Raw genomic sequence first — 22,460 nt, forward strand, 5'->3', positions numbered from 1 at the left:
AGGAGGTTCCAGGGCGTTAAAATGTCGGCCAGTATACACAGCCACTATGGTCGGCCAAACCCCGTCCGGCGGTGACGCGGTCGGAACTTCGCTTTAAACTCCAACTCCCTTTTCCATCGCCCTCTTCTTTATTAGCCACGAGTGGATTCCATGACTACCACGCCTAAACCTTTGGTCCTGATGATTCTCGACGGCTTCGGTCACAGCGACAGCCCCGAATCCAACGCCGTCTATGCGGCCAAAAAGCCTGTGCTGGATCGCCTGTGGGCCACCGTGCCGAACGGCTTGATCTCGGGCAGCGGCATGGACGTCGGTCTGCCGGACGGCCAGATGGGCAACTCTGAAGTTGGCCACATGAACCTCGGCGCCGGCCGCGTGGTGTATCAGGACTTCACGCGCGTGACCAAAGCGATCCGCGACGGCGAGTTCTTCGAGAACCCGACCATCTGCGCCGCCGTGGACAAGGCCGTGGCCGCCGGCAAGGCCGTGCATTTCATGGGCCTGCTGTCGGATGGCGGCGTTCACAGCCACCAGGATCATTTGATCGCCATGGCCGAACTGGCCTTCAAGCGCGGCGCCGAAAAGATCTACCTGCACGCCTTCCTTGATGGCCGTGATACGCCGCCGAAAAGCGCCGCGTCATCGATCGAACTGCTCGACGCGACCTTCCAGGCGCTCGGCAAGGGCCGCATCGCCAGCATCATCGGCCGCTACTACGCCATGGACCGCGACAACCGTTGGGATCGCGTGTCCCAGGCCTACAACCTGATCGTTGATGGCAATGGCGAATTCAACGCCGCCACCGCCCAGGAAGGCCTGGAAGCCGCTTACGCCCGTGGCGAGAGCGACGAATTCGTCAAAGCCACCAGCATCGGTGAGCCGGTAAAAGTCGAAGACGGCGACGCTGTGGTGTTCATGAACTTCCGCGCCGACCGCGCCCGCGAGCTGAGCCGCGTGTTTGTCGAAGACGGTTTCAAGGAATTCGAGCGCGCACGCCAGCCGAAAGTGCAGTACGTGGGCCTGACCCAATACGCCGCCAGCATCCCGGCCCCCGCAGCCTTTGCCCCGGGCAGCCTGGAAAACGTGCTCGGCGACTACCTGGCGAAAAACGGCAAGACCCAGCTGCGTATCGCCGAAACCGAGAAATACGCCCACGTGACCTTCTTCTTCTCCGGCGGTCGCGAAGAACCGTTCCCGGGCGAAGAGCGCATCCTGATCCCGTCGCCGAAAGTCGCCACCTATGACTTGCAGCCGGAAATGAGCGCGCCGGAAGTCACCGACCGCATCGTCGAGGCCATCGAAAATCAGCGCTACGACGTGATCGTGGTCAACTACGCCAACGGCGACATGGTCGGCCATAGCGGCGTGTTCGAAGCCGCGGTGAAAGCCGTGGAGTGCCTGGACACCTGCGTCGGCCGCATTGTCGATGCCCTGGAAAAAGTCGGCGGTGAAGCGCTGATCACCGCCGACCACGGTAACGTCGAGCAGATGGCCGACGAATCCACCGGGCAAGCGCACACCGCGCATACCACCGAGCCGGTGCCGTTCATCTATGTCGGCAAGCGCGACCTGAAAGTCCGTGAAGGCGGCGTACTGGCGGACGTGGCGCCGACCATGCTGAAACTGTTGGGCCTTGAAAAACCGGCGGAAATGACTGGCACTTCGATTCTGGTCTGATATCAAAAACGCCCTGTAATCAGCCTGAAACGGCTTTTTATGACGAACGCCTCAAAGCAGTTGGCTTTGAGGCGTTTTTTTTGCCGCGTCGGGCGGGCATACTAGGCCGTCCCTTACCCTGGTGCCGCCCGCCTCTATGCTTCGCGTCCTGATCGCCCTCGCTCTGACATGCCTGCTCCAACCGGCCTTCGCGGATGAGCGCGCGCAAACCCAACAGCAACTGGACGCCACGCGCCAGGACATTGCCGAGCTGAAAAAACTGCTGGGCAAGCTCCAGGAAGAAAAATCCGGCGTGCAAAAGGAGCTCAAGGGCACCGAAACCGAGATGGGCAAGCTCGAGAAGCAGGTCGAAGCCTTGCAGAAAGAGCTGAAGAAGAGCGAATCCGAGCTGCAGCGGCTCGATGCGGAGAAAAAAAAACTCCAGAGCGCGCGCACTGAACAGCAGCGACTGATCGCCATCCAGGCCCGCGCCGCCTACCAGAACGGCCGCCAGGAATACCTCAAGCTGCTGCTCAACCAGCAGAACCCCGAGAAATTCGCCCGCACCCTCACCTATTACGACTATCTGAGCCAGGCTCGCCTGGAGCAGTTGAAGAGCTTCAACGAAACCCTGCGCCAACTGGCCAATGTCGAAAAGGACATCGGTTTGCAGCAGGCGCAATTGCTGGTACAGCAAAGCGATCTCGACACTCAGCGCGAAGCGCTCGACAAGGTCCGCAAGGAACGCCAGCAGGCCCTTGCCAAACTCAATGACGACGTAAAAGCCCGGGACCAGAAACTGGCCGCCCGCGAGCAGGATCAGGCAGACCTGTCTAAAGTCCTTAAAACCATTGAAGAAACCCTGGCCCGCCAGGCTCGTGAGGCAGAAGAAGCGCGGCAGAAAGCGCTCATCGCCCAGCAGGAAGCCGAAAAAAAGCGCTTGCGTGAGGCCGAGGCGGAAAACTCCGACGCCCCACGCAAACCGGTCAGATCGACTCCCGGCGCCCTGGTGTCCAGCGGCGGCGAGACCTTCGGTGGCCCTTTTGCGTCAAGTCGGGGAAAACTTCCATGGCCGGTTGATGGTCGACTGCTGGCACGCTTCGGCGAAACCCGTGGCGACGATGCCCGTACCAAATGGGACGGCGTGATGATCAGCGCCTCCGCCGGCAGCCAGGTGCATGCCGTACACGGCGGGCGTGTGGTGTTTGCCGACTGGCTGCGCGGCGCAGGACTGCTGGTGATCCTCGACCACGGCAACGGTTTTCTGAGTCTTTACGGTCACAACCAGACGCTGCTGAAGTCGGCGGGTGACGTGGTAAAAGCCGGTGAGTCCATCTCCACTGTGGGTAACAGTGGCGGTCAGGACACACCAGCGCTGTATTTCGCAATTCGTCAGCAGGGTCACCCGAGTGATCCGGCGCAATGGTGCCGCGCGCAAGGATAGGCGTGAGTTACCGATATTAGGAGTTCGTTCGACATGCTGCATTTGTCCCGTCTTACCTCGCTGGCCCTGACGATCGCCCTGGTGATCGGCGCGCCTCTGGCGTTTGCCGCTCAACCGGCCCCGGCTGTCGCTCCGGCAGGCACTGCTGCCACCAGCAAGGCGCCGTTGCCGCTGGAAGAGCTGCGCACCTTTGCCGAGGTCATGGACCGGATCAAGGCCGCCTATGTCGAGCCGGTGGACGACAAGACCCTGCTGGAAAACGCGATCAAGGGCATGCTCAGCAACCTCGATCCGCACTCCGCCTACCTCGGCCCTGAAGATTTCACCGAGTTGCAGGAAAGCACCAGCGGTGAGTTCGGCGGCTTGGGCATCGAAGTCGGCGCCGAAGACGGCTTCATCAAGGTCGTGTCGCCGATCGACGATACGCCAGCATCGAAGGCCGGCATCCAGGCCGGTGACTTCATCGTCAAGATCAACGGCGCACCGACCCGTGGCCAGACCATGACCGAAGCCGTGGACAAGATGCGCGGCAAGATCGGCCAGAAAATCACCCTGACCCTGGTCCGCGACGGCGGCACGCCGTTCGACGTGACCCTGGCCCGCGCGGTGATTCAGGTGAAGAGCGTCAAGGCGCAACTGCTGGAATCGGGTTATGGCCTGATCCGCATCACCCAGTTCCAGGTCAAGACCGGCGAAGAGGTCTCCAAGGCCCTGGCCAAGCTGCGCAAGGACAACGGCAAGAAGCTCAACGGCATCATCCTCGACCTGCGCAACAACCCGGGCGGCGTGTTGCAGGCGGCGGTGGAAGTGGTCGACCACTTCATCACCAAAGGCCTGATCGTCTACACCAAGGGCCGGATCGCCAACTCAGAACTGCGCTTCTCCGCCACTGGCAAGGACGAAAGCGAAGCGGTGCCAATGGTCGTGCTGATCAACGGTGGCAGTGCCTCGGCCTCGGAAATCGTCGCCGGCGCCTTGCAGGATCAGAAACGCGCCGTGGTCATGGGCACCACCAGTTTCGGCAAGGGCTCGGTGCAGACCGTGCTGCCGCTGAACAACGACCGCGCGCTGAAGATCACCACCGCTTTGTACTTCACGCCGAACGGCCGCTCGATCCAGGCCCAGGGCATCGTCCCGGACATCGAAGTGCGCCGTGCCAAGATCACCAACGAGGCGGACAACGACTACTTCAAGGAAGCCGACCTGCAAGGTCACCTGGGCAACGGCAACGGCGGCGCGGACAAACCGACCGGCTCCGGCGGCAAGGCCAAGGCGATGCCGCAGGATGACGATTACCAGTTGGCCCAGGCCCTGAGCCTGCTCAAAGGCCTGAGCATCACGTCCGGCCGTTGAGGATGTCTTTGCGTTTCGTCTTTGTCCTGCTGTGCTGTCTGGCGGGCGCTGCTCACGCAGAACCTGCCAGACCAACACCTCAAAAAGCCTACCTGACGCTGATCATCGACGACCTGGGGCAGAACCTGCCCCGGGATCGCCGCGTGCTGGCCCTCCCCGGGCCGGTAACCACTGCGATCATGCCCGACACACCGCACGCCACCGAATTTGCCCGCGAAGCCCATCGTGCCGGCAAGATCGTGATCCTGCACATGCCGATGGACCCGGCCACCGGCCCGTTCGCCTGGCATCCCGAACTGCCCATCGAAGAACTCGAAAAACGCCTGAACGCTGCGTTTAAAATGGTCCCCTACACCGCCGGCATCAACAACCATATGGGCAGTCGCATGACCGCACAACCAGTGGCCATGGCGTGGTTGATGGGCGAGTTGCAGCGCCGCCACAAGTTCTTCGTCGACAGCCGCACCAGCGCCCAGACCGTCGCTGCGCAACAGGCGCAGAAGATCGATCTGGCAAGTGTTTCGCGGGATGTGTTTCTCGATGACGAGCGCACAGAAGCGGCGATCCTGACTCAGCTGCAGACGGCAATCAGCCTGGCGCACAAACAGGGATCGGCGGTGATGATCGGCCATCCTTATCCTCAGACTCTGGCGGTGCTGGAGCGCGAGCTGCCGAAGCTGAAAGCTCAAGGCATCGAGTGGATCGACATCAGGCAGATGATCAGTGTGCGCAGCAATCGCGCTACCGCTGCCCATGGCAAAGACGGGGTCTACCGGTAACAAGCTGTCACGAAGCGATAGATAGTTACCGCAAAGAGCACCCCGCAAACCCGGATATTCAGAGCTGTCGCGGCGCTATCGAGCCGCTTTCTCTGATCGGGACCCACCATGAATACCCAAATCAATCTCAAATCGCCCATTCGGCAAATGGAACCCATCGCAGTTGAAAACCTGCTGATCCATTTCACCACCGAGTTTCACCGGATCTGGGACAACACCGGCTCAAAGTCAAAACCCGGCAGCTTCTGGCGCCCGACCCCGGCCCCCGACCTGCTGCCCGGCTACTTTCCATTGGGCGATCTCGCCGTCTCGGGACGACACAACGTCAACGAACAACAGGTGATGGCAGTCGTCCGCGAAGGTGATCCGCAACACACCGACGCGGGCAAGGGCCCGGCCCTGAGCAGGCCCGAAGCGTACCAACGGGTATGGAGTGATGCAGGCTCCGGTGCCAATGGCGACTGCTCCATCTGGCAGCCAGTCCCACCGCAAGGCTATGTGGCACTCGGCATGGTGTGCTCCAACGACAACACCCAGCCTTCCTTCAACGCCGTACGCTGCGTAAGGGCCGACCTGGTGGTCGCCGCCAGTGCCGCAAGTCTGATCTGGAGCGACCAGGGCAGCGGCGCCGCGCGCGACTTCAGCACCTGGAGCGTCACGCCGCCGATCGCCTCCGCCGGGGAAATCTACTTTGCCCCCGGAACCTTCATCGGGACCAAGGGCTACGGCAAACCGGTGTCACCCGGTACTGCCTATGCGTTGCGGATGCCAATCCCGATTCAAGTGCAAACGCCACCGGCGCTTCCTGAACTCAGCGGGCATGATGCCTCTGCCGCCCTGCCACCAGCCAGGATCACACAGGTTGTGCGCCTGCCTTGGTTCGCGGTCAACGACCCGGCCCTGACAAGCCTGGCCCAACTACGTACTTCACCGTTTTACCAAATGGAAAGAACCGACCGTTACGTGCTGGTCGGCGAGGGCAAAAACAACACTGACGTAAACCGGGCTTTCAGGTGGAAGGCGCACCGAACCCAGTCTTCCGGGATGATCCGCCGCTTCACTCGCAACACCGGAATCGACATCGGAGTTCAATGGCAATCGGTAACCCCTGCGTCTGCAGTCATCTGCTCGGCCCGACTGGGCGACAGCTTCTGCAATAGCGATTCGGATACCGATGAATGGGTGAACTCCCTGGATGCGGAAGTCATTGCACTGGTGGGGCCAAACCGCTTTGCGGCGGTTTATCTGATGCAAAGCGACTACCGCGTATTGCGCGAAGATGGCTCGCAAGTGGAAGGCCATCTCAGCTTTACTGATATGGACAGTCTGCACCTGACTGACTGCCCGGTCGAACCGGAGCCGAAAACAGTGTCCGACACCGAGTCAGAAAAACAGACGCCTGCCGAGCCGGTGAAGCCGGAACAACTGCCAGCTGCGCAGCCGCAGAGTGAGCCGCAGCTTCCGACGGAATCGATGCCCCTTACAGGTACCGTCCCATGATCTCGTCAACCACGCCATCCTTGCGCATCTGATCGAGCGCAGTTTGGAGCTTGGCAACGGCTTCGTCCGGCACGTCCTTGTTCAGGGCCAGATACAGCTCGGCACTGTTGAAGCGCAGTACGGTTTTCAACCCGGTCACGCCATCCTGTCGCGCCAGATAACGGCCGGCAGGATCGCCGGTGGCCCACAGGTCGATCTGGCCGCTGACGAGCTTTTTGGCGTTGTCCTGATCGCGCAGCACCACCACCGGCTTCAGACCCTGCTTGGTCAACGTCTCGGCAATCGCATCGCCCTTGTAGGCGCCGATCTTGTACTTGCGCGCATCATTGAGGGTTTCGAGAGTGATCTTGCTGTCGGCCTTGGCCAGCATGACCCAGTCGTCCGGGCCGATCGGGCCGACCCACTTGAAGAGTTTTTCGCGATCCGGCAGGCGCGCCATGACGAACGCACCGTAACCGGGATTCTCCAGCGCCAGCTTGTAGACCCGCTCCCAGGGGAAGCGCAGGGTCAGGCTGTAAGTGATGCCGGCACGCTTGAACATCTCGCGCACGATGTCCGTGGCGATGCCGTTGATGTTTTCATCCTGGGCGAAATTCTTGCCGTTCTTCGCCATGTTGTACGGCGGGAAGTTTTCGGTGAGGAGCACCAGATCGGTGTCGGGACTTTCTTCGGCGTGGCCGGTGTTGATCAACAACACGGAGGCACTGGCGAGGGCGAGAAGCAGGCGTTTGATCATGTCGGGCTACCGAAATCCATGGCGTGCCCAAGAGTGCCTTGGGTACGCCATGCTGTCCACTGGCCTGTATGGATGTTTAACGCATTACGATACCGCGGTGCGCCATGTAGGCCTTGGCTTCCTGAACGGTGTATTCGCCGAAGTGGAAAATACTCGCCGCCAACACCGCGCTGGCGTGGCCTTCAAGGATGCCGTCAGCCAGATGCTGCAGGTTGCCGACGCCGCCGGAAGCGATCACCGGAATGCCCAGCGCATCGCTGATGGCGCGGGTCACGCCGAGGTCGAAACCGTTTTTCATACCGTCCTGATCCATGCTGGTCAGGAGGATTTCACCGGCACCGAGGCCTTCCATTTTCTTCGCCCACTCGACCGCGTCGAGGCCGGTCGGTTTGCGACCGCCGTGAGTGAAGATCTCCCAGCGCGGGGTTTCGCCCGGGCCGGAGACCTTCTTCGCGTCGATGGCGACGACAATGCATTGCGAGCCGAAATGCTGCGCCGCTTCGCCGACAAATTCCGGGTTGAACACGGCAGCGGTGTTGATCGACACCTTGTCCGCACCGGCGTTGAGCAGGTTGCGGATGTCCTGCACGGTACGCACGCCACCGCCGACGGTCAGCGGGATGAACACCTGGCTGGCCATGCGCTCGACGGTATGCAGCGTGGTGTCGCGGCCATCGACGCTGGCGGTGATGTCGAGAAAGGTAATTTCGTCGGCACCCTGCTCGTCGTAGCGACGGGCGATTTCCACCGGGTCGCCGGCGTCACGGATGTTCTCGAACTTCACACCTTTGACGACCCGGCCGTTGTCCACGTCCAGGCAAGGGATGATGCGTTTGGCCAGCGCCATGGTCAGTCCTCAGCCTTGGTACGAATCGCAGAAAGCTTGCGCTTCGGCGACGTCGAGAGTGCCTTCGTAGATCGCCCGGCCGGTGATTGCGCCGATGATGCCTGGCGCCTTGGCGTCGAGCAGCGACTTGATGTCACCCAGGTTGTGAATGCCACCGGAAGCGATCACCGGGATCTTCGTGGCAGCAGCGAGCGCAGCGGTGAACGGTACGTTGCAGCCCTGCATCATGCCGTCTTTGGCGATGTCGGTATAAACGATCGAGGACACGCCGTCGGCTTCGAACTGCCTGGCCAGGTCGATGACCTGCACGGTGCTGATTTCAGCCCAGCCATCGGTGGCGACAAAACCGTCTTTGGCATCGAGGCCAACGATGATCTTGCCCGGGAACGCGCGGCAGGCTTCAGCGACGAACGCCGGATCCTTCACCGCTTTGGTGCCGATGATCACGTAGCTGACGCCCGCCTTGACGTAGTGCTCGATGGTTTCCAGCGAACGGATGCCGCCGCCGATCTGGATCGGCAGGGTCGGGTAGCGCTTGGCGATAGCAGTCACCACTTCACCGTTGACCGGCTGGCCTTCGAAAGCGCCGTTCAGGTCGACCAGATGCAGACGACGGCAACCGCCCTCCACCCACTTGGCAGCCATGCTCACCGGGTCATCGGAGAACACTGTGGAATCTTCCATGCGGCCCTGGCGCAGACGTACGCAGGCACCGTCTTTAAGATCGATAGCGGGAATAATCAGCATCTGGCAAACCTTCAAATTTGAATGTTCAGCTTGGCTCGGAAATCAGTTTTTCTCGAGCGCCCACAGGTCGCTTTCGATGCTTTCAAACCGCTCCTTGAGGTGGGTCTGCACATCGAAAATCGCCCTGTTGTAATAGTGCGGAGCAATTTCGCGGGTAAACAGCTCAAGAATTTCCGCCGCCTCGAACGAACCCAGGTCCAGTTCGAAACGATCCTCCATGAACCGCTGAATCTTGCGGTTGGCCTCGTTCTCCTGCTCGGGAGTGAGGGTCAGGATCGGCGGCTTGGATTTCTTGACGGCCATTTACCAGCGACCGTCCCACGCCGCGAAGTTCTGCAGCAATTGCAGGCCATGGGTATGGCTCTTCTCCGGGTGGAACTGCACGGCGAAACGCGAACCTTCGGCCAGCGCCGCGGCGAAATCGACGCCGTAATGACCGCTGCCAACCACCTGCCGCGGATTACCGGCGGCGATGTAGTAGCTATGCACGAAGTAGAAACGCGCCAGGTCCGGAATGTTGTGCCACAGCGGGTGATCCACCGCCTGCTTCACTTCGTTCCAGCCCATGTGCGGGACTTTCAGGTGTTCGCCGTCTTCATGCAGGTCTTTGCCGAAGAACCTCACAGCGCCCGGGAACAGGCCGATGCAGTCGACGCCGTCGTTCTCTTCGCTGCTGTCGAGCAAGGCTTGCATGCCGACGCAGATGCCGAGGAACGGACGATCCTGGCTGACTTCACGCACCAGCGAATCGAAACCGAGGCGACGGATCTCCGCCATGCAATCGCGAATCGCGCCGACGCCGGGGAAAACCACACGGTCGGCTTCGCGGATCACTGCCGCATCGCTGGTGATCAGCACCTTGCCGGCACCGACGTGCTCGAGGGCCTTGGCCACCGAGTGCAGGTTGCCCATGCCGTAATCGATAACTGCAACCGTCTGCATTACAGGACGCCCTTGGTCGAAGGCATCTGGCCGGCCATGCGGTCATCCAGCTCGACGGCCATGCGCAATGCGCGGCCGAAAGCCTTGAACACGGTTTCGATCTGGTGGTGGGTGTTGGTGCCGCGCAGGTTGTCGATGTGCAGGCTGACCAGCGCGTGGTTGACGAAGCCCTGGAAGAATTCCTGGAACAGGTCGACGTCGAAGCCGCCAACGGTGGCGCGGGTGTACGGCACGTGCATCTGCAGGCCTGGGCGGCCGGAGAAGTCGATCACCACGCGCGACAGCGCTTCATCGAGCGGCACGTAGGCGTGGCCGTAGCGACGGATGCCTTTCTTGTCGCCAATGGCTTGCGCGAAGGCCTGGCCGAGGGTGATACCGACGTCTTCCACCGTATGGTGGTCGTCGATATGCAGATCGCCCTTGCATTCGATATCCAGGTCGATCAACCCGTGACGGGCGATCTGATCCAGCATGTGCTCAAGAAAAGGAACACCGATATTGAATCGGGCCTTTCCGGTGCCATCAAGGTTGATCGAGGCTTTGATCTGGGTTTCCAGAGTGTCGCGCTCGACAGACGCCTTACGTTCGGCCATCACCAGCTCCGCAAAATCATTGGGCGAAAAAGGCAGCCATTATAGGGGCGCGGGGCCGAAACAGAAACACGAGAGGTGGAATGACTGACGGATAGAACCCCGTGCTGTCGGGGATAGACATGTCCATACAAGCATTGAAAGGCGCTGATCGCTCCCACGCTTTGCGTGGGAGTGCAGCCCCGGACGCTCTGCGTCCACTTCGAATGTGACGCAGAGCGTCACAGGAAGACATTCCCACGCAGAGCGTGGGAACGATCAGGTGTTAACGAACTTAGTGGAACAGAACCGCCGTCTTCTGCAGGGTCACCCACACACCCCACGCCAACGGAATCCCCACCACCAGCCACGCAGCGATCGCCAATGGCTTGCTGCCCGGCGCGGCTTTCCACTCCAGCACGGTGCTGGCGTCAGCACCCTTGTCGTGGCCCAGCGCCTGTTCGGCAGCCAGTTCGGCGTCGGTCATGAAGTACTTGTCCGCCACCGGACGCACCAGCAGGTTGCACAGGAAACCCAGCACCAGCAGGCCGGCGAGGATGTACAGGGTGATGTCGTAAGCGGCGGCGCGCTCGACGCCGATGCTCAGCTGATACTCACGCAGATAGTTCACCAGCACCGGACCCAGCACGCCAGCGGCGGCCCAGGCAGTCAGCAGACGACCGTGGATCGCGCCCACCATCTGCGTACCGAACAGGTCGGCCAGATACGCCGGAACGGTCGCGAAACCACCGCCGTACATCGACAGGATGATGCAGAACGCCGCCACGAACAGCGCAACGTTACCCAGGTGACCGAGGTTCGGGATCAGCGCGTACAGCGCAAAACCCAGCGCGAAGAACACGAAGTAAGTGTTCTTGCGGCCCAGGTAGTCCGAGAACGACGCCCAGAAGAAACGGCCACCGATGTTGAACAGGCTCAGCAGACCGGTGAAGCCGGCTGCAATGGCAGCGATGGAAGCCAGTTGACCGGCATCCAGTTGACCGAACGGCAGATCGTTACCCAGCAGCTTGCCGCCGAACACTTCCTGCAACAGTGGCGAAGCCATGCCGAGGATGCCGATACCGGCAGACACGTTCAGGCACAGCACCAGCCACACCAGACGGAATTGCGGGGTTTTCCACGCCACATTCACGTGAACGTGACGGTGGGTGATCATCGCGTTCGAGGCTTTCTTCGCCGGAGCGGTCCAGCCTTCAGGCTTCCAGCCGGTTGGCGGCACGCGGTAGGCCAATGCGCCACCGATCATGAACACGAAGTAGATCGCAGCCATGGCCACGAAGCTCTGCCACACGCCCACGCCAGCCGGCGAAGCGAAATGGCTCATCAGAGCGGTTGCCAGCGGCGCACCAACCATCGCGCCACCGCCGAAGCCCATGATCGCCATGCCGGTCGCCATGCCACGCTTGTCCGGGAACCACTTGATCAGGGTCGAGACCGGCGAAATGTAACCCAGGCCCAGACCGATACCGCCGATCACGCCGGAGCCGATCCACATTAGCCAGATCTGGTGGGTATAGATCCCCAGCGCAGAAATCAGCAGACCGCCGCACCAGCACAGTGCCGATACAACGCCGGCCTTGCGCGGGCCTGCGTGTTCAAGCCAGCCACCCCAGATCGCTGCCGAGCAGCCGAGGAAGATGAAGAACAGGGTGTAGATCCAGCCGAGCATGGAGATCGGCCAGTCGCATTGCGACGAGAAGACTTGTGCGATGAAGCTCATGTCCGGTGCGCAAGCCACCGGAGCGGTCACGCCCAGTGCCTTGGACAGCGGCAACCAGAACACCGAGAAGCCGTAGGCCATGCCGATGCACAGGTGAATGGCCAGAGCGGCCGGCGGGACCAGCCAGCGGTTGAAACCGGGCTTGGCGATGATGCGTTCCTTGGACAGGAACCCGGGCTGATCGGCTTTGAGGCCGTCCGCCGTAATGGTCGTGCTCATTGTGTATCCCCCAATTATTAGTATGGTTCGCCAGCCACTGCTCACCCCCGGCCTTTATGCACGCAGGCATGACCGTTTTTTGCGGGTGAAGCTCCTTGAAAGCGCGACGTTAAGTCGCAGATGGGCGGACGAACGGGCGAAGGTTACCATTTGCACGTGACAGAAAAACCAAACTGATATCACCTTTTTTGAGTCATCTGATCTCCTGCTGCCGGGGAACCCCGATGCCGATCGTTGTCGAAGCGCTGTACATCGCGGTTCAGCAGGCTGCACGGGACACCGCAACAGCGTGGGGTGATGCAGCGCTATACTCCCCGGCTAAATTACGAATTCGACTACTTACAAGGACTCGCCCATGAAAGCGTTCGGCAAAATCCTGGGTCTGGTACTTCTCGGGCTGTTGCTGATCATTGTGGCGGCGGGCTTCGCCCTGACCCACCTGTTTGATCCCAACGACTACAAAGACGAGATTCGCCAGATAGCCCGCGACAAGGCCCACATCGAGCTGACGCTCAATGGCGATATCGGCTGGAGCCTGTTCCCGTGGCTCGGCCTGGAACTGCACGAGGCCAGCGTCGCGACCCTGGCCAAGCCTGCCGAACCATTCGCCGACCTGCAGATGCTCGGCCTGTCCGTGCGCGTACTGCCGCTGCTGCGCCGCGAAGTGCAGATGAGCGACGTGCGCGTCGAAGGCCTGAACCTGCGCCTGAACCGTGACAAGAATGGTCACGGCAACTGGGAAGACATCGGCAAGGTGCCGCCCAAGGCCGGCACCACACCAGCGCCGACCACCACAGCCGAAACCGCCCCCGAGGCCCCTGCGCAAGCGGAAAAACCGGCCCAGCCGATCCGCCTCGACATCGACAGCCTGACCGTCAACAACGCCCGCGTGGAATACAACGACGAGCTGACCGGCAAGCAATTCAGCGCCGAAAGCATCCAGCTGAGCACCGGCGCGGTTCACGATTCGACCAACATCCCGGTCAAGGCCACCGCGTTCCTCGGCACCAATCAACCAGTGCTGCGGGTGCGCACCGAGCTCAACGGCGAGCTGCGCTTCGAACGCGCCCTGCAACGCTATAAGTTCGAAGACCTGAAGCTGTCCGGCGAAGTTGCCGGCGATCCGCTGCAAGGCAAGACCGTGACCTTCGCCGCCCAGGGCCAACTGTTGCTGGACAAGGCCGCCAACGTCGCTGAATGGACTGGCATCAAACTCTCGGTCAATCAGCTGCGCGCCTTGGGCGAACTGAAGGCCAACGACCTGGACAAGACGCCACAGATCACCGGCGGGATTTCCATCGCCCAGTTCGACCTGGCGAAATTCGTCGACAGCATCGGCCAGACCCTGCCGGCCATGGCCGAAGGCAGCCTGAGCAAGGTTGAACTGGTCAGCCGTGTCGCCGCGACGCCGACCAGCGTGTCGCTGGACAACATCAACCTGAAACTCGACGACAGCAGCTTCAGCGGCCGCATCGCCGTCGAAGATTTCGCCAAGCAATCACTGCGGGCGACCCTCAAGGCCGACACCTTCAACGTCGACCGTTACCTGCCGCCGAAATCGGAAAAAGCCAACAACGCCACGCAGGTTCGTCAGGCCGAAGTCGCCAGCACCGAAGCCGATGCCATGGCCGGGGCCGGCAGCACACCGCTGCCGGAAAAACCGAGCAAAAGCGCCTGGAGCACCGAGCGCCTGTTCCCTGTCGAGCGCCTGAGCAAGCTCGACGTCAACGCCGACCTGACCTTCGGCCAGTTGACCCTCGACAAGCTGCCGATCCAGAACGCCGCACTGAAAGCCACCGGCCAGGGCGGCCTGCTGACTCTGGAGAACCTGCGCGGCGAGCTGTACAACGGCGACTTCGAAGCCAAGGGCACGCTGGACGCGCGCCAGACGGCGCCGGTGCTGAACCTGCAAACCCGGATCAACCGGGTGCCGGTGGAGAAAATCCTCGAAAGCCAGGGCAAGAATCCACCGGTGAAGGGTCTGGTCAATCTCACCAGCACCGTCACCGGCAGCGGCAACAGCCAGCAGGCGCTGATCGAAACCCTCAACGGCAACGCCAGTTTCGTGATCAACAACGGCGTGCTGCTCAACGCCAACCTTGAACAGCAACTGTGCAAAGGCATCGCCACCCTCAACCGCAAATCCCTGAGTGGCGAGCCACGCGGCAAGGACACGCCGTTCCAGGAACTCAAGGGCAACCTGACCTTCCGCAACGGCGTGGCCAGCAACCCGGACCTGAAAGTGCGCATCCCCGGCATGAGCGTCAACGGTGATGGCGATATCGACCTCAAGGTGCTGGGCATGGACTATCGCGTCGGCATCATCGTCGAGGGCGACACCAGCGCCATGCCGGACCCGGCCTGCCAGGTCGGCGACAAATTCGTCGGCATCGAATGGCCGCTGCGCTGCCGTGGCCCGCTGGAACTGGGCGCCAAGGCCTGCCGCGTGGACAACGAACGCATGGGCCAGGTCGCGACCAAACTGGCCGGCGACAAGATCAGCGAAAAAATCGACGAGAAACTGGGCGACAAAGTCAGCCCGGAACTGAAAAACGCATTGAAGGGACTGTTCAAGCGATGAGAGCGGAGCAGTTTTCCACGGCGGTGCTGGAATGGTTCGACCGCCACGGCCGCCATGATTTGCCCTGGCAACAGAACATCAACCCGTATCGGGTGTGGGTGTCCGAGATCATGCTGCAGCAGACCCAGGTCAGCACCGTGCTCAATTACTTCGACCGCTTCATGGCCGCGCTGCCGACGGTCGAGGCCCTGGCCGAAGCGCCGGAGGACGAAGTGCTGCATCTGTGGACCGGGCTGGGTTATTACACCCGCGCGCGCAATCTGCAGAAGACCGCGAAGATCGTCGTCAGCCAGTACGGCGGCGAGTTTCCCCGCGATGTCGAGAAGCTCACGGATTTGCCGGGCATCGGCCTGTCCACTGCTGGCGCGATCGCCAGCATCAGCATGGGCCTGCGCGCGCCGATCCTCGACGGCAACGTCAAACGGGTGCTGGCGCGTTTTACCGCGCAGGAGGGCTACCCCGGCGAGCCGAAGGTCGCCAAGCAGCTGTGGGCCAACGCCGAGCGCTTCACGCCGCAGGATCGAGTCAACGCCTACACCCAGGCAATGATGGATCTGGGCGCCACGCTCTGCACCCGCAGCAAGCCGAGCTGTCTGCTGTGTCCGCTGGAAAAAGGCTGCGAAGCGCACATGCTTGGTCTGGAGACGCGTTACCCGATCCCCAAGCCGCGCAAGGCCATCCCGCAGAAACGCACGCTGATGCCGCTGCTGGCCAACGAGGACGGCGCGATTCTGCTTTATCGCCGCCCGTCCAGCGGATTGTGGGGTGGCTTGTGGAGCCTGCCGGAACTCGACGACCTCGACGACCTGCAACACCTCGCCGCGCAGCACTCGCTGGAACTGGGTGAACAGCAGGCGCTGCCGAGCCTTGTCCACACCTTCAGCCACTTCCAGTTGTCCATCGAACCCTGGCTGGTTCAGGTGCAGGAAGCCGGCGGTCACGTGGCCGAGGCCGACTGGCTCTGGTATAACCTCGCCACCCCGCCGCGCCTGGGCCTCGCCGCCCCGGTCAAGACCTTGCTCGAACGCGCGGCCGCCGTCTTGAATGCAGGAGAGTCGACATGACCCGCACCGTAATGTGCCGCAAGTACAAAGAACAACTCGAAGGTCTGGAGCGCCCACCGTACCCGGGCGCCAAGGGCCAGGACATTTTCGAACACGTCTCGGCCAAGGCCTGGGCTGACTGGCAGAAACACCAGACCCTGCTTATCAACGAAAAACGCCTGAACATGATGAACGCCGAAGACCGCAAATTTCTTCAGGGCGAAATGGACAAGTACTTCTCCGGCGAGGAATACGCTCAGGCCGAAGGCTACGTTCCGCCCGCAGAGTAAACCCGCAAAATTGGGGCTCGGATCGTAAGCGACGGAATTAATTTAAGAAATTTTAAAAAAGTCGTTGACGTAAATCCGAAAAACCCTTTTAATGCGCCCCGTTGCCCAGATAGCTCAGTCGGTAGAGCAGGGGATTGAAAATCCCCGTGTCGGCGGTTCGATTCCGTCTCTGGGCACCAAATACCGAAAACCCTGAATCGCAAGATTCAGGGTTTTTTTATGCCTGCGATTTGATCACGGCCCGATCCCGCCCTGCTTGCAGGCCGGAATTCGCGATAGGTTGCTCAACCCTTACGGAAGAGGGTCATCCCCGCGATGAACCAGAAAAGAACCCGCATCCCCCTGCCCCATCCCGCGCCACCCGTAAAACGTATCGACTGGTTGATGATCGCGCTCGGCCTGGTGCTGATCCTGTGTATCGGCCTGATCGCCTATGAAACCGTGGACGGCCTGATTCAGGGACGCATCGGCAACATGGCACGCGGCAAACGCTTCGCCGTGTATTCGTTGACCACACAACCCGCCAGCTTCTGGTTTGCCGTCGCCGCGCATTGCCTCCTCGCCCTCTTCCTGTCAGGCGCCGCATGGGTATTGATCTGGCTGGGCCGCACGGCAAAGGTCGCGCCATCCCGGCGCGACCGGTAACGCCACTAGCTGTTGTCGTTCCAGTGGAACACCAGATTGCGCGCCGCACCGCCGCCAATTTCCGCCGCATCCCGGCGCGTTTCACCATTGCGGGTCGCGACGACCGTGTACTTGCCGGGCGGTAACTGCACGTAGACCAATGGCCCGGTCTGATTCAGCGTCAGCACGGTCTGGCCGGGGGCTTTCTGAATCATCACGTCGACATCGGCGGTGTACTGGTTTTGCATGCCGACGGCGAACGTCATGTGCAGGTTGTAACCCGCGGACTGCTGAATGGCTTTCGACTCATCTTCACCAATCCCGCCGGCCAGATAGCGAACACCGTTTTGCTCTTGCTGTTGAACCTGCACAGCGGAACTATCGATCGGCTCCAGACTTGCAGCCTGCGCCATGATCGGAAACAGCAGCACCGCCGCAGCGGCAACGGGCAGCACGAATGAAAGAACGCGTTTCATGAGGGCGACTCCCGGGCTCTCGCGGAACCCAATCGTTACCTCTTTTTAGATTTTGTCTCGCGGGGTGGGTTTTAGAACGATTGGGAGTTGTTTTGAATGCGAAAAGGACTACTGAAGTATTTCTCAGTCAATTCATGACGCACTGCGTCACGAATTGGCGAACGCCTAATCGAACCGTAAATCCGGTACGCACTGCGTACCAAGTCATTGCGTTACATCCCGCGTGAAGTTCATTCTCGACCCGTCCTAGCCAGGCTCGAAACCCATGAACCTACAAAGTGCGCCACTTCCACTTGGCCAAGCATCCGACATTGAAAGCGAGCCCTTCCACGAGCCCGCCGCCGACGGCTATCTGCTCGGCGGCTTCACCTGGCGTCACGCCTCTCCGGATCCACTGCGCCCGGTGGTGATCATCAATGCCGCCACGTCCGTGCGCTGCCGTCACTACTCGCGCTTCGCGGCGTACCTGTTCGCCAACGGCTTCGACGTGATCATTTACGACTACCGGGGTATTGGCGAGTCGCGGCCGAAGTCGATGAGGCATTTGCAGGCTTCGTGGACGGATTGGGGCGCGCTGGATTTCGAGGCGATGCTCAAACGCGCACAGCGGGAGTTTCCTGGTCAGCCGATCGATGTGGTCGGGCACAGCTTCGGTGGCTGTGCAGCAGGCCTGGGGGCGTCCGGAAAGATAATCCGACGACTGGTGACGGTCGGCGCGCAGTTCGCCTACTGGCGCGATTACGCGCCCGAGCACCGCTGGCGGATGTTCGGCAAATGGCATCTGCTGATGCCATTGGTCACGCTGTTGTGTGGCTACTTTCCGGGCAAACGACTTGGCTGGCTGGAAGACACGCCCGCCGGCGTGGTTCGCGACTGGAGCACGCCTGCCGCGCGTTATGAGCGGCGTCCGAGCGGTAAAGCGATGGCCGAATTACCTTTCGCCAACGTTCGGGCCAACGCCCTGGCAATCAGCATCAGCGACGACCCCTACGGCACGATTCCCGCCATCGAACGCCTGCTCGCTTACTTCAACAACGCGCAAAAGACCCACCTGCGAATCGAGCCGCAGGACATCGGTGAACAGCAAGTCGGACATTTCGCCTTTTTTCGCAGCGCATACCAAGCCACACTATGGCCCATCGCTCTGACCTGGCTGCAGACCGGCGAACTGGCTTCCGACACGCCGGGGCGCACAATCCCACGCAGCCAAGCCCTTTAACGCACCACGGAACACACACCATGGCTTCCGCCAACAAGCAGCAAAAACGCGCCGCCCGGGCCAAGACCAAGGCCAAGCAGAACCGCACCAAACATGCGGAAGCGCCGGTCGAGCTGGACCCGAACGACGACCGCATCGATTTCGAATCGGTGGACCTGACCGAACTGTTCAAGAAAATGATCGACGCCGAAAAGATCAGCCAGCAGGCCCTGTGCACCGCGTTCCTCGAAGACCCGCTGCTGGAGCTGGTGTACGAGCAGGAAGGCGAAGAAGGCGCAATGGACTTCATCCTCGCCGCGCTGATCGAGTACCGGCAGTGGTCCACCGAGACCGACGAGGCCGGCGCTTTGGCGTGGATCGAATCGCCGGACTTCCAGAAAGACTATGTGGCCGCGTCCGACGCAATCGCCGCACAAACCCAACAGAAAAACTGAGTTCCCATGGCATCCCTGAACAAGCAACAGAAACGCGCCAAACGCGCCAAGGCCAAAGCCAAGCAGATCCGCATGGTCGGTCGCGAACCTCTGGCGCAGGACGATGACCTCGGTCACCTGGCCGAGCCGATCCCGGAATACACTCTGGCGATGTTCAGCAAGATGCGCGACGCCGAAGCCGTCAGCCGCAACGAAATGCTGCTGACGCTGCTCCGCGAACTGGCGTTCATCATCGTCGATCATCCTGATCTGCTGGACATGGAAAACGCCGAGAACGAAGGCATGGCCGCCACTCACCTGGCCGCCGACATGCTGATCGACTACCGCATGTGGGCCGACGGCATGGATCGCGAGACCGCTCAGGCCTGGCTGAGCGAACCGGAGTTCATTAGCGATTTCGGGATTGCGCTGGACACCTACGGTCAGTCGGTGGATGCGCAGGAAGAGAAGAGCGAATAAACCGCTCGCAGTAACAAAAACGGCCGCTTGTCATCACTGACAGCGGCCGTTTTGCGTTACGTGTTGCGGATCAGTTCAGAACCGCTGTGCCACGCTTTTCCAGATTGCGGCGGCGGGCCACCAGCAGACCGGCAGCGACCACCAGCAGGCTGAGCAGGCCGGTCGCGAGGATTTCCACGCGGTGGGCGTCCTGGAACAGCATGATGGTCAGGGCCGCCACGATGAAGGCGATCACCGCGTAGGTCAGGCCCGGGAACAGCCACATGCTGAAGACGATTTTTTCGCCGCGAGCCATGCGTTGTTTACGCATGCGCAGTTGCGAAATCGCGATCACCAGGTACACCAGCAGCGCGATCGCGCCGGAGCTGGCCAGCAAGAACTCGAACACCGCAGCCGGGGCCACGTAGTTGGCGAACGTGCACAGGAACGCCGCGCCGGTGGACAGCATCACCGCCCAGTAAGGAGTGCCGCTCTTGTTGGTGCGGGTCGCCATGGCTGGAGCATCGCCACGCTTGCCGAGGGAGAACAGCATGCGCGAAGAGGTGTACAGCGCCGAGTTCAGGCAACTGGTCACAGCGACCAGTACCACGATGTCGACGATCATCTTGGCGTTAGGGATGCCCATGCGCTCGAGTACGGTCTGGTAGGAACCGACGCTGGCCAGAACCGGGTCGTTCCATGGCACCAGGGCCACAACGATGAAGATCGAAACGAGGTAGAACAGGCCGATCCGCCAGATCACCGAGTTGGTGGCCTTGGAGATCTGCTTGCCCGGGTTCTTCGATTCCGCGGCCGCGATGGTCACGATCTCTGTACCCATGAAGGAGAACATGGTGGTCAGGATCGCGCCCAGCACCGCGCCCATGCCGTTCGGTAGGAAGCCCTGGGTGTCGAAGATATGCGACACGCCGCTGACCTGGCTGTTCGGCAGGAAGCCGAAAATGGCCGCGACGCCAAGAATGATGAAACCGATGATCGCCACGACTTTGAGCAGGGCGAACCAGAATTCGAACTCACCGTAGTTTTTCACGCTGAACAGGTTGGTCACCGTCAGCAGCATGGTGATGATCAGCGCGAAGGCCCAGATATCCACGCCCGGGAACCACGCGTGCAGGATGGTTGCGGCGGCGTTGGCTTCCAGCGGAATCACCAAGACCCAGAACCACCAGTACAGCCAGCCGATGGTGAAACCGGCCCAGTGACCGATAGCGCGGTCGGCGTAAGTCGAGAACGAGCCAGTGTCAGGCGAGGCCACAGCCATTTCGCCGAGCATGCGCATCACCAGCACAACCAGCGCGCCAGCAGCGGCGTAAGCCAGCAGAACAGCGGGACCGGCGGCGGCGATGGCGTGGCCGGAGCCTACGAACAGACCTGCACCGATCACCCCGGCGATCGACAGCATGGTCACATGACGCGGTTTGAGCCCCTGTTCGAGGCCATTGGAGCTTTGGGTACTGCTCATTGAAACTACCTTTGCGAGGAAAGCGATTCAGTCCGGCCCGTCTGGTTTTCCTTCTCGTAAAAAGAAACCAACGGGGCGTTCCAGATTCTGCACGCAATAATTGCGCCAAAATGTTTCAAACTCTTCTGGCCTGCGGTTTTCAGCGCGACCGGACAGTCATCGCAAGTCCTTGAGAATACTGGCCTTTCGCCAAAGCGTTACCCTGCGACCCACTTTCTAAACGAATCAGCGCACCAGAAACACACTGAAAAAGTACGGGATGCACAATAAAAGGGCGAATGAGGAACGTTCGGCCGGTTAGCGCTTCCAACACCCCGCCAAAGGTGGCAACATCGCGCCTTTTTTTACGCGACACCCACGGGAATCCACGTTCAAACACCCGTTCGGTTGTTGATGGGGCGACAGTCTGCTGCGCCGATGCGACAACCTGCCACACGCCATCCGTTTACCGCCCGTAGCGCTGTTGGCTGCCATTGAAACGCTATGCTAGCTTGGCCGCCTCGCCAGGAAGGCCAACCAACAGCAGGAGCGCAACATATATGAGGAACGCACATGGCTGAGGCCACGCCCGCGCTTGAAATCCGCAACTTGCACAAACGCTACGGACAGCTTGAGGTGCTGAAAGGCATCTCGCTGACCGCCCGCGACGGCGATGTGATCTCGATCCTGGGTTCCTCCGGTTCCGGCAAGTCCACGTTCCTGCGTTGCATCAACCTGTTGGAAAACCCGCATCAAGGCCAGATCCTGGTCGCCGGGGAAGAACTCAAGCTCAAGGCCGCCAAGAATGGCGAACTGGTTGCCGCCGACGGCAAACAGATCAATCGCCTGCGCTCCGAGATTGGTTTTGTGTTTCAAAACTTTAATCTGTGGCCGCACATGAGCGTGCTCGACAACATCATCGAAGCCCCGCGCCGCGTGCTCGGCCAGAGCAAGGCCGAAGCCATCGAAGTCGCCGAAGCGCTGCTGGCCAAGGTCGGCATCGCCGACAAGCGCCACGCGTATCCGGCGCAACTATCCGGTGGCCAGCAACAGCGCGCGGCGATTGCCCGTACGCTGGCGATGCAGCCCAAGGTGATCCTGTTCGACGAGCCCACCTCCGCCCTTGACCCGGAAATGGTCCAGGAAGTACTTAATGTCATCCGCGCATTGGCCGAAGAAGGCCGCACCATGCTGCTCGTGACCCATGAAATGGGCTTCGCCCGTCAGGTCTCCAGCGAAGTGGTGTTCCTCCACCAGGGCCTGGTAGAAGAGCAAGGATCGCCACAGCAGGTGTTCGAAAACCCGCTTTCGGCGCGCTGCAAACAATTCATGTCCAGCAACCGCTAACGGAGCTACCCGC

General features: G+C 61.0%; 22 protein-coding genes and 1 tRNA gene. 14 read left to right on the plus strand and 9 right to left on the minus strand.

Features of this window, described 5'->3' with window-relative positions:
- Positions 1-150: 150 nt before the first annotated feature.
- The 5 genes from gpmI (at position 151) to M5G18_RS12935 (ending at position 6,732) form a co-directional block, all read left to right on the plus strand.
- Complete coding sequence (gpmI, locus tag M5G18_RS12915) at positions 151-1,677, plus strand: 2,3-bisphosphoglycerate-independent phosphoglycerate mutase (RefSeq protein WP_273900127.1); 1,527 nt, start codon at positions 151-153, stop codon at positions 1,675-1,677.
- A 136-nt stretch (positions 1,678-1,813) separates the two neighbouring features.
- Positions 1,814-3,100: a murein hydrolase activator EnvC family protein gene (locus tag M5G18_RS12920; RefSeq protein WP_273900128.1), complete on the plus strand. Its 1,287-nt coding sequence runs from the start codon at positions 1,814-1,816 to the stop codon at positions 3,098-3,100.
- A 33-nt stretch (positions 3,101-3,133) separates the two neighbouring features.
- Positions 3,134-4,453: a S41 family peptidase gene (locus tag M5G18_RS12925; RefSeq protein WP_007952532.1), complete on the plus strand. Its 1,320-nt coding sequence runs from the start codon at positions 3,134-3,136 to the stop codon at positions 4,451-4,453.
- 2 nt (positions 4,454-4,455) lie between these two features.
- On the plus strand, positions 4,456-5,232 hold the full coding sequence (locus M5G18_RS12930; RefSeq protein ID WP_273900130.1) for a divergent polysaccharide deacetylase family protein: 777 nt from the start codon (positions 4,456-4,458) through the stop codon (positions 5,230-5,232).
- Positions 5,233-5,340: 108 nt separating this feature from the next.
- On the plus strand, positions 5,341-6,732 hold the full coding sequence (locus tag M5G18_RS12935) for a Vps62-related protein (protein WP_273900131.1): 1,392 nt from the start codon (positions 5,341-5,343) through the stop codon (positions 6,730-6,732).
- Here the strand turns inward: M5G18_RS12935 and M5G18_RS12940 are convergent.
- The 7 genes from M5G18_RS12940 to M5G18_RS12970 all read right to left on the minus strand — a co-directional run bounded on the left by M5G18_RS12940 (position 6,713) and on the right by M5G18_RS12970 (position 12,533).
- A complete protein-coding gene (locus tag M5G18_RS12940; RefSeq protein ID WP_127796642.1) occupies positions 6,713-7,468 on the minus strand; it encodes a substrate-binding periplasmic protein in 756 nt (251 codons plus the stop codon). The genes M5G18_RS12935 and M5G18_RS12940 overlap by 20 nt on opposite strands.
- 76 nt (positions 7,469-7,544) lie before the next feature.
- Positions 7,545-8,315, minus strand: a complete 771-nt coding sequence (gene hisF, locus M5G18_RS12945) for an imidazole glycerol phosphate synthase subunit HisF (RefSeq protein ID WP_007897430.1) — start codon at positions 8,313-8,315, stop codon at positions 7,545-7,547.
- Positions 8,316-8,324: 9 nt separating this feature from the next.
- Positions 8,325-9,062 (minus strand): 1-(5-phosphoribosyl)-5-[(5-phosphoribosylamino)methylideneamino]imidazole-4-carboxamide isomerase, encoded by a 738-nt coding sequence (gene hisA, locus M5G18_RS12950; RefSeq protein WP_064363356.1) that lies wholly within the window; start codon positions 9,060-9,062, stop codon positions 8,325-8,327.
- A gap of 42 nt (positions 9,063-9,104) precedes the next feature.
- Positions 9,105-9,365, minus strand: a complete 261-nt coding sequence (locus M5G18_RS12955; RefSeq protein WP_025110933.1) for a DUF2164 domain-containing protein — start codon at positions 9,363-9,365, stop codon at positions 9,105-9,107.
- Positions 9,366-10,004 carry an imidazole glycerol phosphate synthase subunit HisH gene (gene hisH / locus M5G18_RS12960; protein ID WP_273900132.1) on the minus strand — a complete coding sequence of 213 codons (639 nt, stop codon included), beginning with the start codon at positions 10,002-10,004 and terminating at the stop codon, positions 9,366-9,368.
- A complete protein-coding gene (gene hisB, locus M5G18_RS12965; RefSeq protein ID WP_007952547.1) occupies positions 10,004-10,597 on the minus strand; it encodes an imidazoleglycerol-phosphate dehydratase HisB in 594 nt (197 codons plus the stop codon). Before hisB ends, hisH begins: the two co-directional genes overlap by 1 nt.
- A 271-nt stretch (positions 10,598-10,868) precedes the next feature.
- The gene (locus M5G18_RS12970) at positions 10,869-12,533 is read right to left on the minus strand and encodes an OFA family MFS transporter (protein WP_007952548.1); all 1,665 of its coding nucleotides are present in this window, start codon (positions 12,531-12,533) and stop codon (positions 10,869-10,871) included.
- A 355-nt stretch (positions 12,534-12,888) separates the two neighbouring features.
- Here M5G18_RS12970 and M5G18_RS12975 point away from each other — a divergent pair, with 355 nt between their 5' ends.
- The 5 genes from M5G18_RS12975 (at position 12,889) to M5G18_RS12995 (ending at position 17,092) form a co-directional block, all read left to right on the plus strand.
- Positions 12,889-15,114 (plus strand): AsmA family protein, encoded by a 2,226-nt coding sequence (locus M5G18_RS12975; protein WP_273900133.1) that lies wholly within the window; start codon positions 12,889-12,891, stop codon positions 15,112-15,114.
- Positions 15,111-16,178 carry an A/G-specific adenine glycosylase gene (gene mutY, locus M5G18_RS12980; RefSeq protein WP_007952550.1) on the plus strand — a complete coding sequence of 356 codons (1,068 nt, stop codon included), beginning with the start codon at positions 15,111-15,113 and terminating at the stop codon, positions 16,176-16,178. The genes M5G18_RS12975 and mutY overlap by 4 nt, the downstream gene beginning before the upstream one ends.
- Complete coding sequence (locus M5G18_RS12985; RefSeq protein ID WP_007952551.1) at positions 16,175-16,447, plus strand: oxidative damage protection protein; 273 nt, start codon at positions 16,175-16,177, stop codon at positions 16,445-16,447. The genes mutY and M5G18_RS12985 overlap by 4 nt, the downstream gene beginning before the upstream one ends.
- 103 nt (positions 16,448-16,550) lie before the next feature.
- A tRNA-Phe gene (locus tag M5G18_RS12990) sits at positions 16,551-16,626 on the plus strand.
- A gap of 136 nt (positions 16,627-16,762) precedes the next feature.
- A complete protein-coding gene (locus tag M5G18_RS12995) occupies positions 16,763-17,092 on the plus strand; it encodes a hypothetical protein (protein ID WP_273900134.1) in 330 nt (109 codons plus the stop codon).
- Between the two features lie 5 nt (positions 17,093-17,097).
- Here M5G18_RS12995 and M5G18_RS13000 read toward each other — a convergent pair whose 3' ends face one another.
- Positions 17,098-17,547 carry a hypothetical protein gene (locus M5G18_RS13000; RefSeq protein ID WP_011332012.1) on the minus strand — a complete coding sequence of 150 codons (450 nt, stop codon included), beginning with the start codon at positions 17,545-17,547 and terminating at the stop codon, positions 17,098-17,100.
- Positions 17,548-17,812: 265 nt separating this feature from the next.
- On the opposite strand from M5G18_RS13000, the gene M5G18_RS13005 reads away from it, so the two are divergent.
- Genes M5G18_RS13005 through M5G18_RS13015 form a run of 3 tightly spaced genes read left to right on the plus strand, consistent with a single transcriptional unit; the run spans position 17,813 to position 19,659 of the window.
- On the plus strand, positions 17,813-18,766 hold the full coding sequence (locus tag M5G18_RS13005; protein ID WP_273900135.1) for an alpha/beta hydrolase family protein: 954 nt from the start codon (positions 17,813-17,815) through the stop codon (positions 18,764-18,766).
- Positions 18,767-18,786: 20 nt separating this feature from the next.
- Positions 18,787-19,200, plus strand: coding sequence for a hypothetical protein (locus M5G18_RS13010; protein WP_273900136.1), 414 nt, complete (start codon positions 18,787-18,789; stop codon positions 19,198-19,200).
- A 6-nt stretch (positions 19,201-19,206) separates the two neighbouring features.
- Entirely contained in the window at positions 19,207-19,659 is a 453-nt protein-coding gene (locus tag M5G18_RS13015) for a hypothetical protein (RefSeq protein WP_273900137.1), read from the plus strand.
- Positions 19,660-19,729: 70 nt separating this feature from the next.
- On the opposite strand, the gene gabP is transcribed toward M5G18_RS13015, so the two are convergent.
- Positions 19,730-21,121 (minus strand): GABA permease, encoded by a 1,392-nt coding sequence (gene gabP, locus M5G18_RS13020; protein WP_273900138.1) that lies wholly within the window; start codon positions 21,119-21,121, stop codon positions 19,730-19,732.
- Positions 21,122-21,673: 552 nt separating this feature from the next.
- On the opposite strand from gabP, the gene M5G18_RS13025 reads away from it, so the two are divergent.
- Positions 21,674-22,447: an ABC transporter ATP-binding protein gene (locus M5G18_RS13025; RefSeq protein WP_007897462.1), complete on the plus strand. Its 774-nt coding sequence runs from the start codon at positions 21,674-21,676 to the stop codon at positions 22,445-22,447.
- Positions 22,448-22,460 lie beyond the last annotated feature (13 nt).

This window comes from Pseudomonas aphyarum (genome assembly GCF_028657055.1).
Taxonomy (GTDB): Bacteria; Pseudomonadota; Gammaproteobacteria; order Pseudomonadales; family Pseudomonadaceae; genus Aquipseudomonas; species Aquipseudomonas aphyarum.

What these genes read in the sequence shown, in the direction of transcription:
- gpmI (WP_273900127.1), top strand. Translation starts at nt 151, where the DNA reads ATGACTACCACGCCTAAACCTTTGGTCCTGATGATTCTCGACGGCTTC.
- M5G18_RS12920 (WP_273900128.1), top strand. Translation starts at nt 1,814, where the DNA reads ATGCTTCGCGTCCTGATCGCCCTCGCTCTGACATGCCTGCTCCAACCG.
- M5G18_RS12925 (WP_007952532.1), top strand. Translation starts at nt 3,134, where the DNA reads ATGCTGCATTTGTCCCGTCTTACCTCGCTGGCCCTGACGATCGCCCTG.
- M5G18_RS12930 (WP_273900130.1), top strand. Translation starts at nt 4,456, where the DNA reads ATGTCTTTGCGTTTCGTCTTTGTCCTGCTGTGCTGTCTGGCGGGCGCT.
- M5G18_RS12935 (WP_273900131.1), top strand. Translation starts at nt 5,341, where the DNA reads ATGAATACCCAAATCAATCTCAAATCGCCCATTCGGCAAATGGAACCC.
- M5G18_RS12940 (WP_127796642.1), bottom strand. Translation starts at nt 7,468, where the DNA reads ATGATCAAACGCCTGCTTCTCGCCCTCGCCAGTGCCTCCGTGTTGTTG.
- hisF (WP_007897430.1), bottom strand. Translation starts at nt 8,315, where the DNA reads ATGGCGCTGGCCAAACGCATCATCCCTTGCCTGGACGTGGACAACGGC.
- hisA (WP_064363356.1), bottom strand. Translation starts at nt 9,062, where the DNA reads ATGCTGATTATTCCCGCTATCGATCTTAAAGACGGTGCCTGCGTACGT.
- M5G18_RS12955 (WP_025110933.1), bottom strand. Translation starts at nt 9,365, where the DNA reads ATGGCCGTCAAGAAATCCAAGCCGCCGATCCTGACCCTCACTCCCGAG.
- hisH (WP_273900132.1), bottom strand. Translation starts at nt 10,004, where the DNA reads ATGCAGACGGTTGCAGTTATCGATTACGGCATGGGCAACCTGCACTCG.
- hisB (WP_007952547.1), bottom strand. Translation starts at nt 10,597, where the DNA reads ATGGCCGAACGTAAGGCGTCTGTCGAGCGCGACACTCTGGAAACCCAG.
- M5G18_RS12970 (WP_007952548.1), bottom strand. Translation starts at nt 12,533, where the DNA reads ATGAGCACGACCATTACGGCGGACGGCCTCAAAGCCGATCAGCCCGGG.
- M5G18_RS12975 (WP_273900133.1), top strand. Translation starts at nt 12,889, where the DNA reads ATGAAAGCGTTCGGCAAAATCCTGGGTCTGGTACTTCTCGGGCTGTTG.
- mutY (WP_007952550.1), top strand. Translation starts at nt 15,111, where the DNA reads ATGAGAGCGGAGCAGTTTTCCACGGCGGTGCTGGAATGGTTCGACCGC.
- M5G18_RS12985 (WP_007952551.1), top strand. Translation starts at nt 16,175, where the DNA reads ATGACCCGCACCGTAATGTGCCGCAAGTACAAAGAACAACTCGAAGGT.
- M5G18_RS12995 (WP_273900134.1), top strand. Translation starts at nt 16,763, where the DNA reads ATGAACCAGAAAAGAACCCGCATCCCCCTGCCCCATCCCGCGCCACCC.
- M5G18_RS13000 (WP_011332012.1), bottom strand. Translation starts at nt 17,547, where the DNA reads ATGAAACGCGTTCTTTCATTCGTGCTGCCCGTTGCCGCTGCGGCGGTG.
- M5G18_RS13005 (WP_273900135.1), top strand. Translation starts at nt 17,813, where the DNA reads ATGAACCTACAAAGTGCGCCACTTCCACTTGGCCAAGCATCCGACATT.
- M5G18_RS13010 (WP_273900136.1), top strand. Translation starts at nt 18,787, where the DNA reads ATGGCTTCCGCCAACAAGCAGCAAAAACGCGCCGCCCGGGCCAAGACC.
- M5G18_RS13015 (WP_273900137.1), top strand. Translation starts at nt 19,207, where the DNA reads ATGGCATCCCTGAACAAGCAACAGAAACGCGCCAAACGCGCCAAGGCC.
- gabP (WP_273900138.1), bottom strand. Translation starts at nt 21,121, where the DNA reads ATGAGCAGTACCCAAAGCTCCAATGGCCTCGAACAGGGGCTCAAACCG.
- M5G18_RS13025 (WP_007897462.1), top strand. Translation starts at nt 21,674, where the DNA reads ATGGCTGAGGCCACGCCCGCGCTTGAAATCCGCAACTTGCACAAACGC.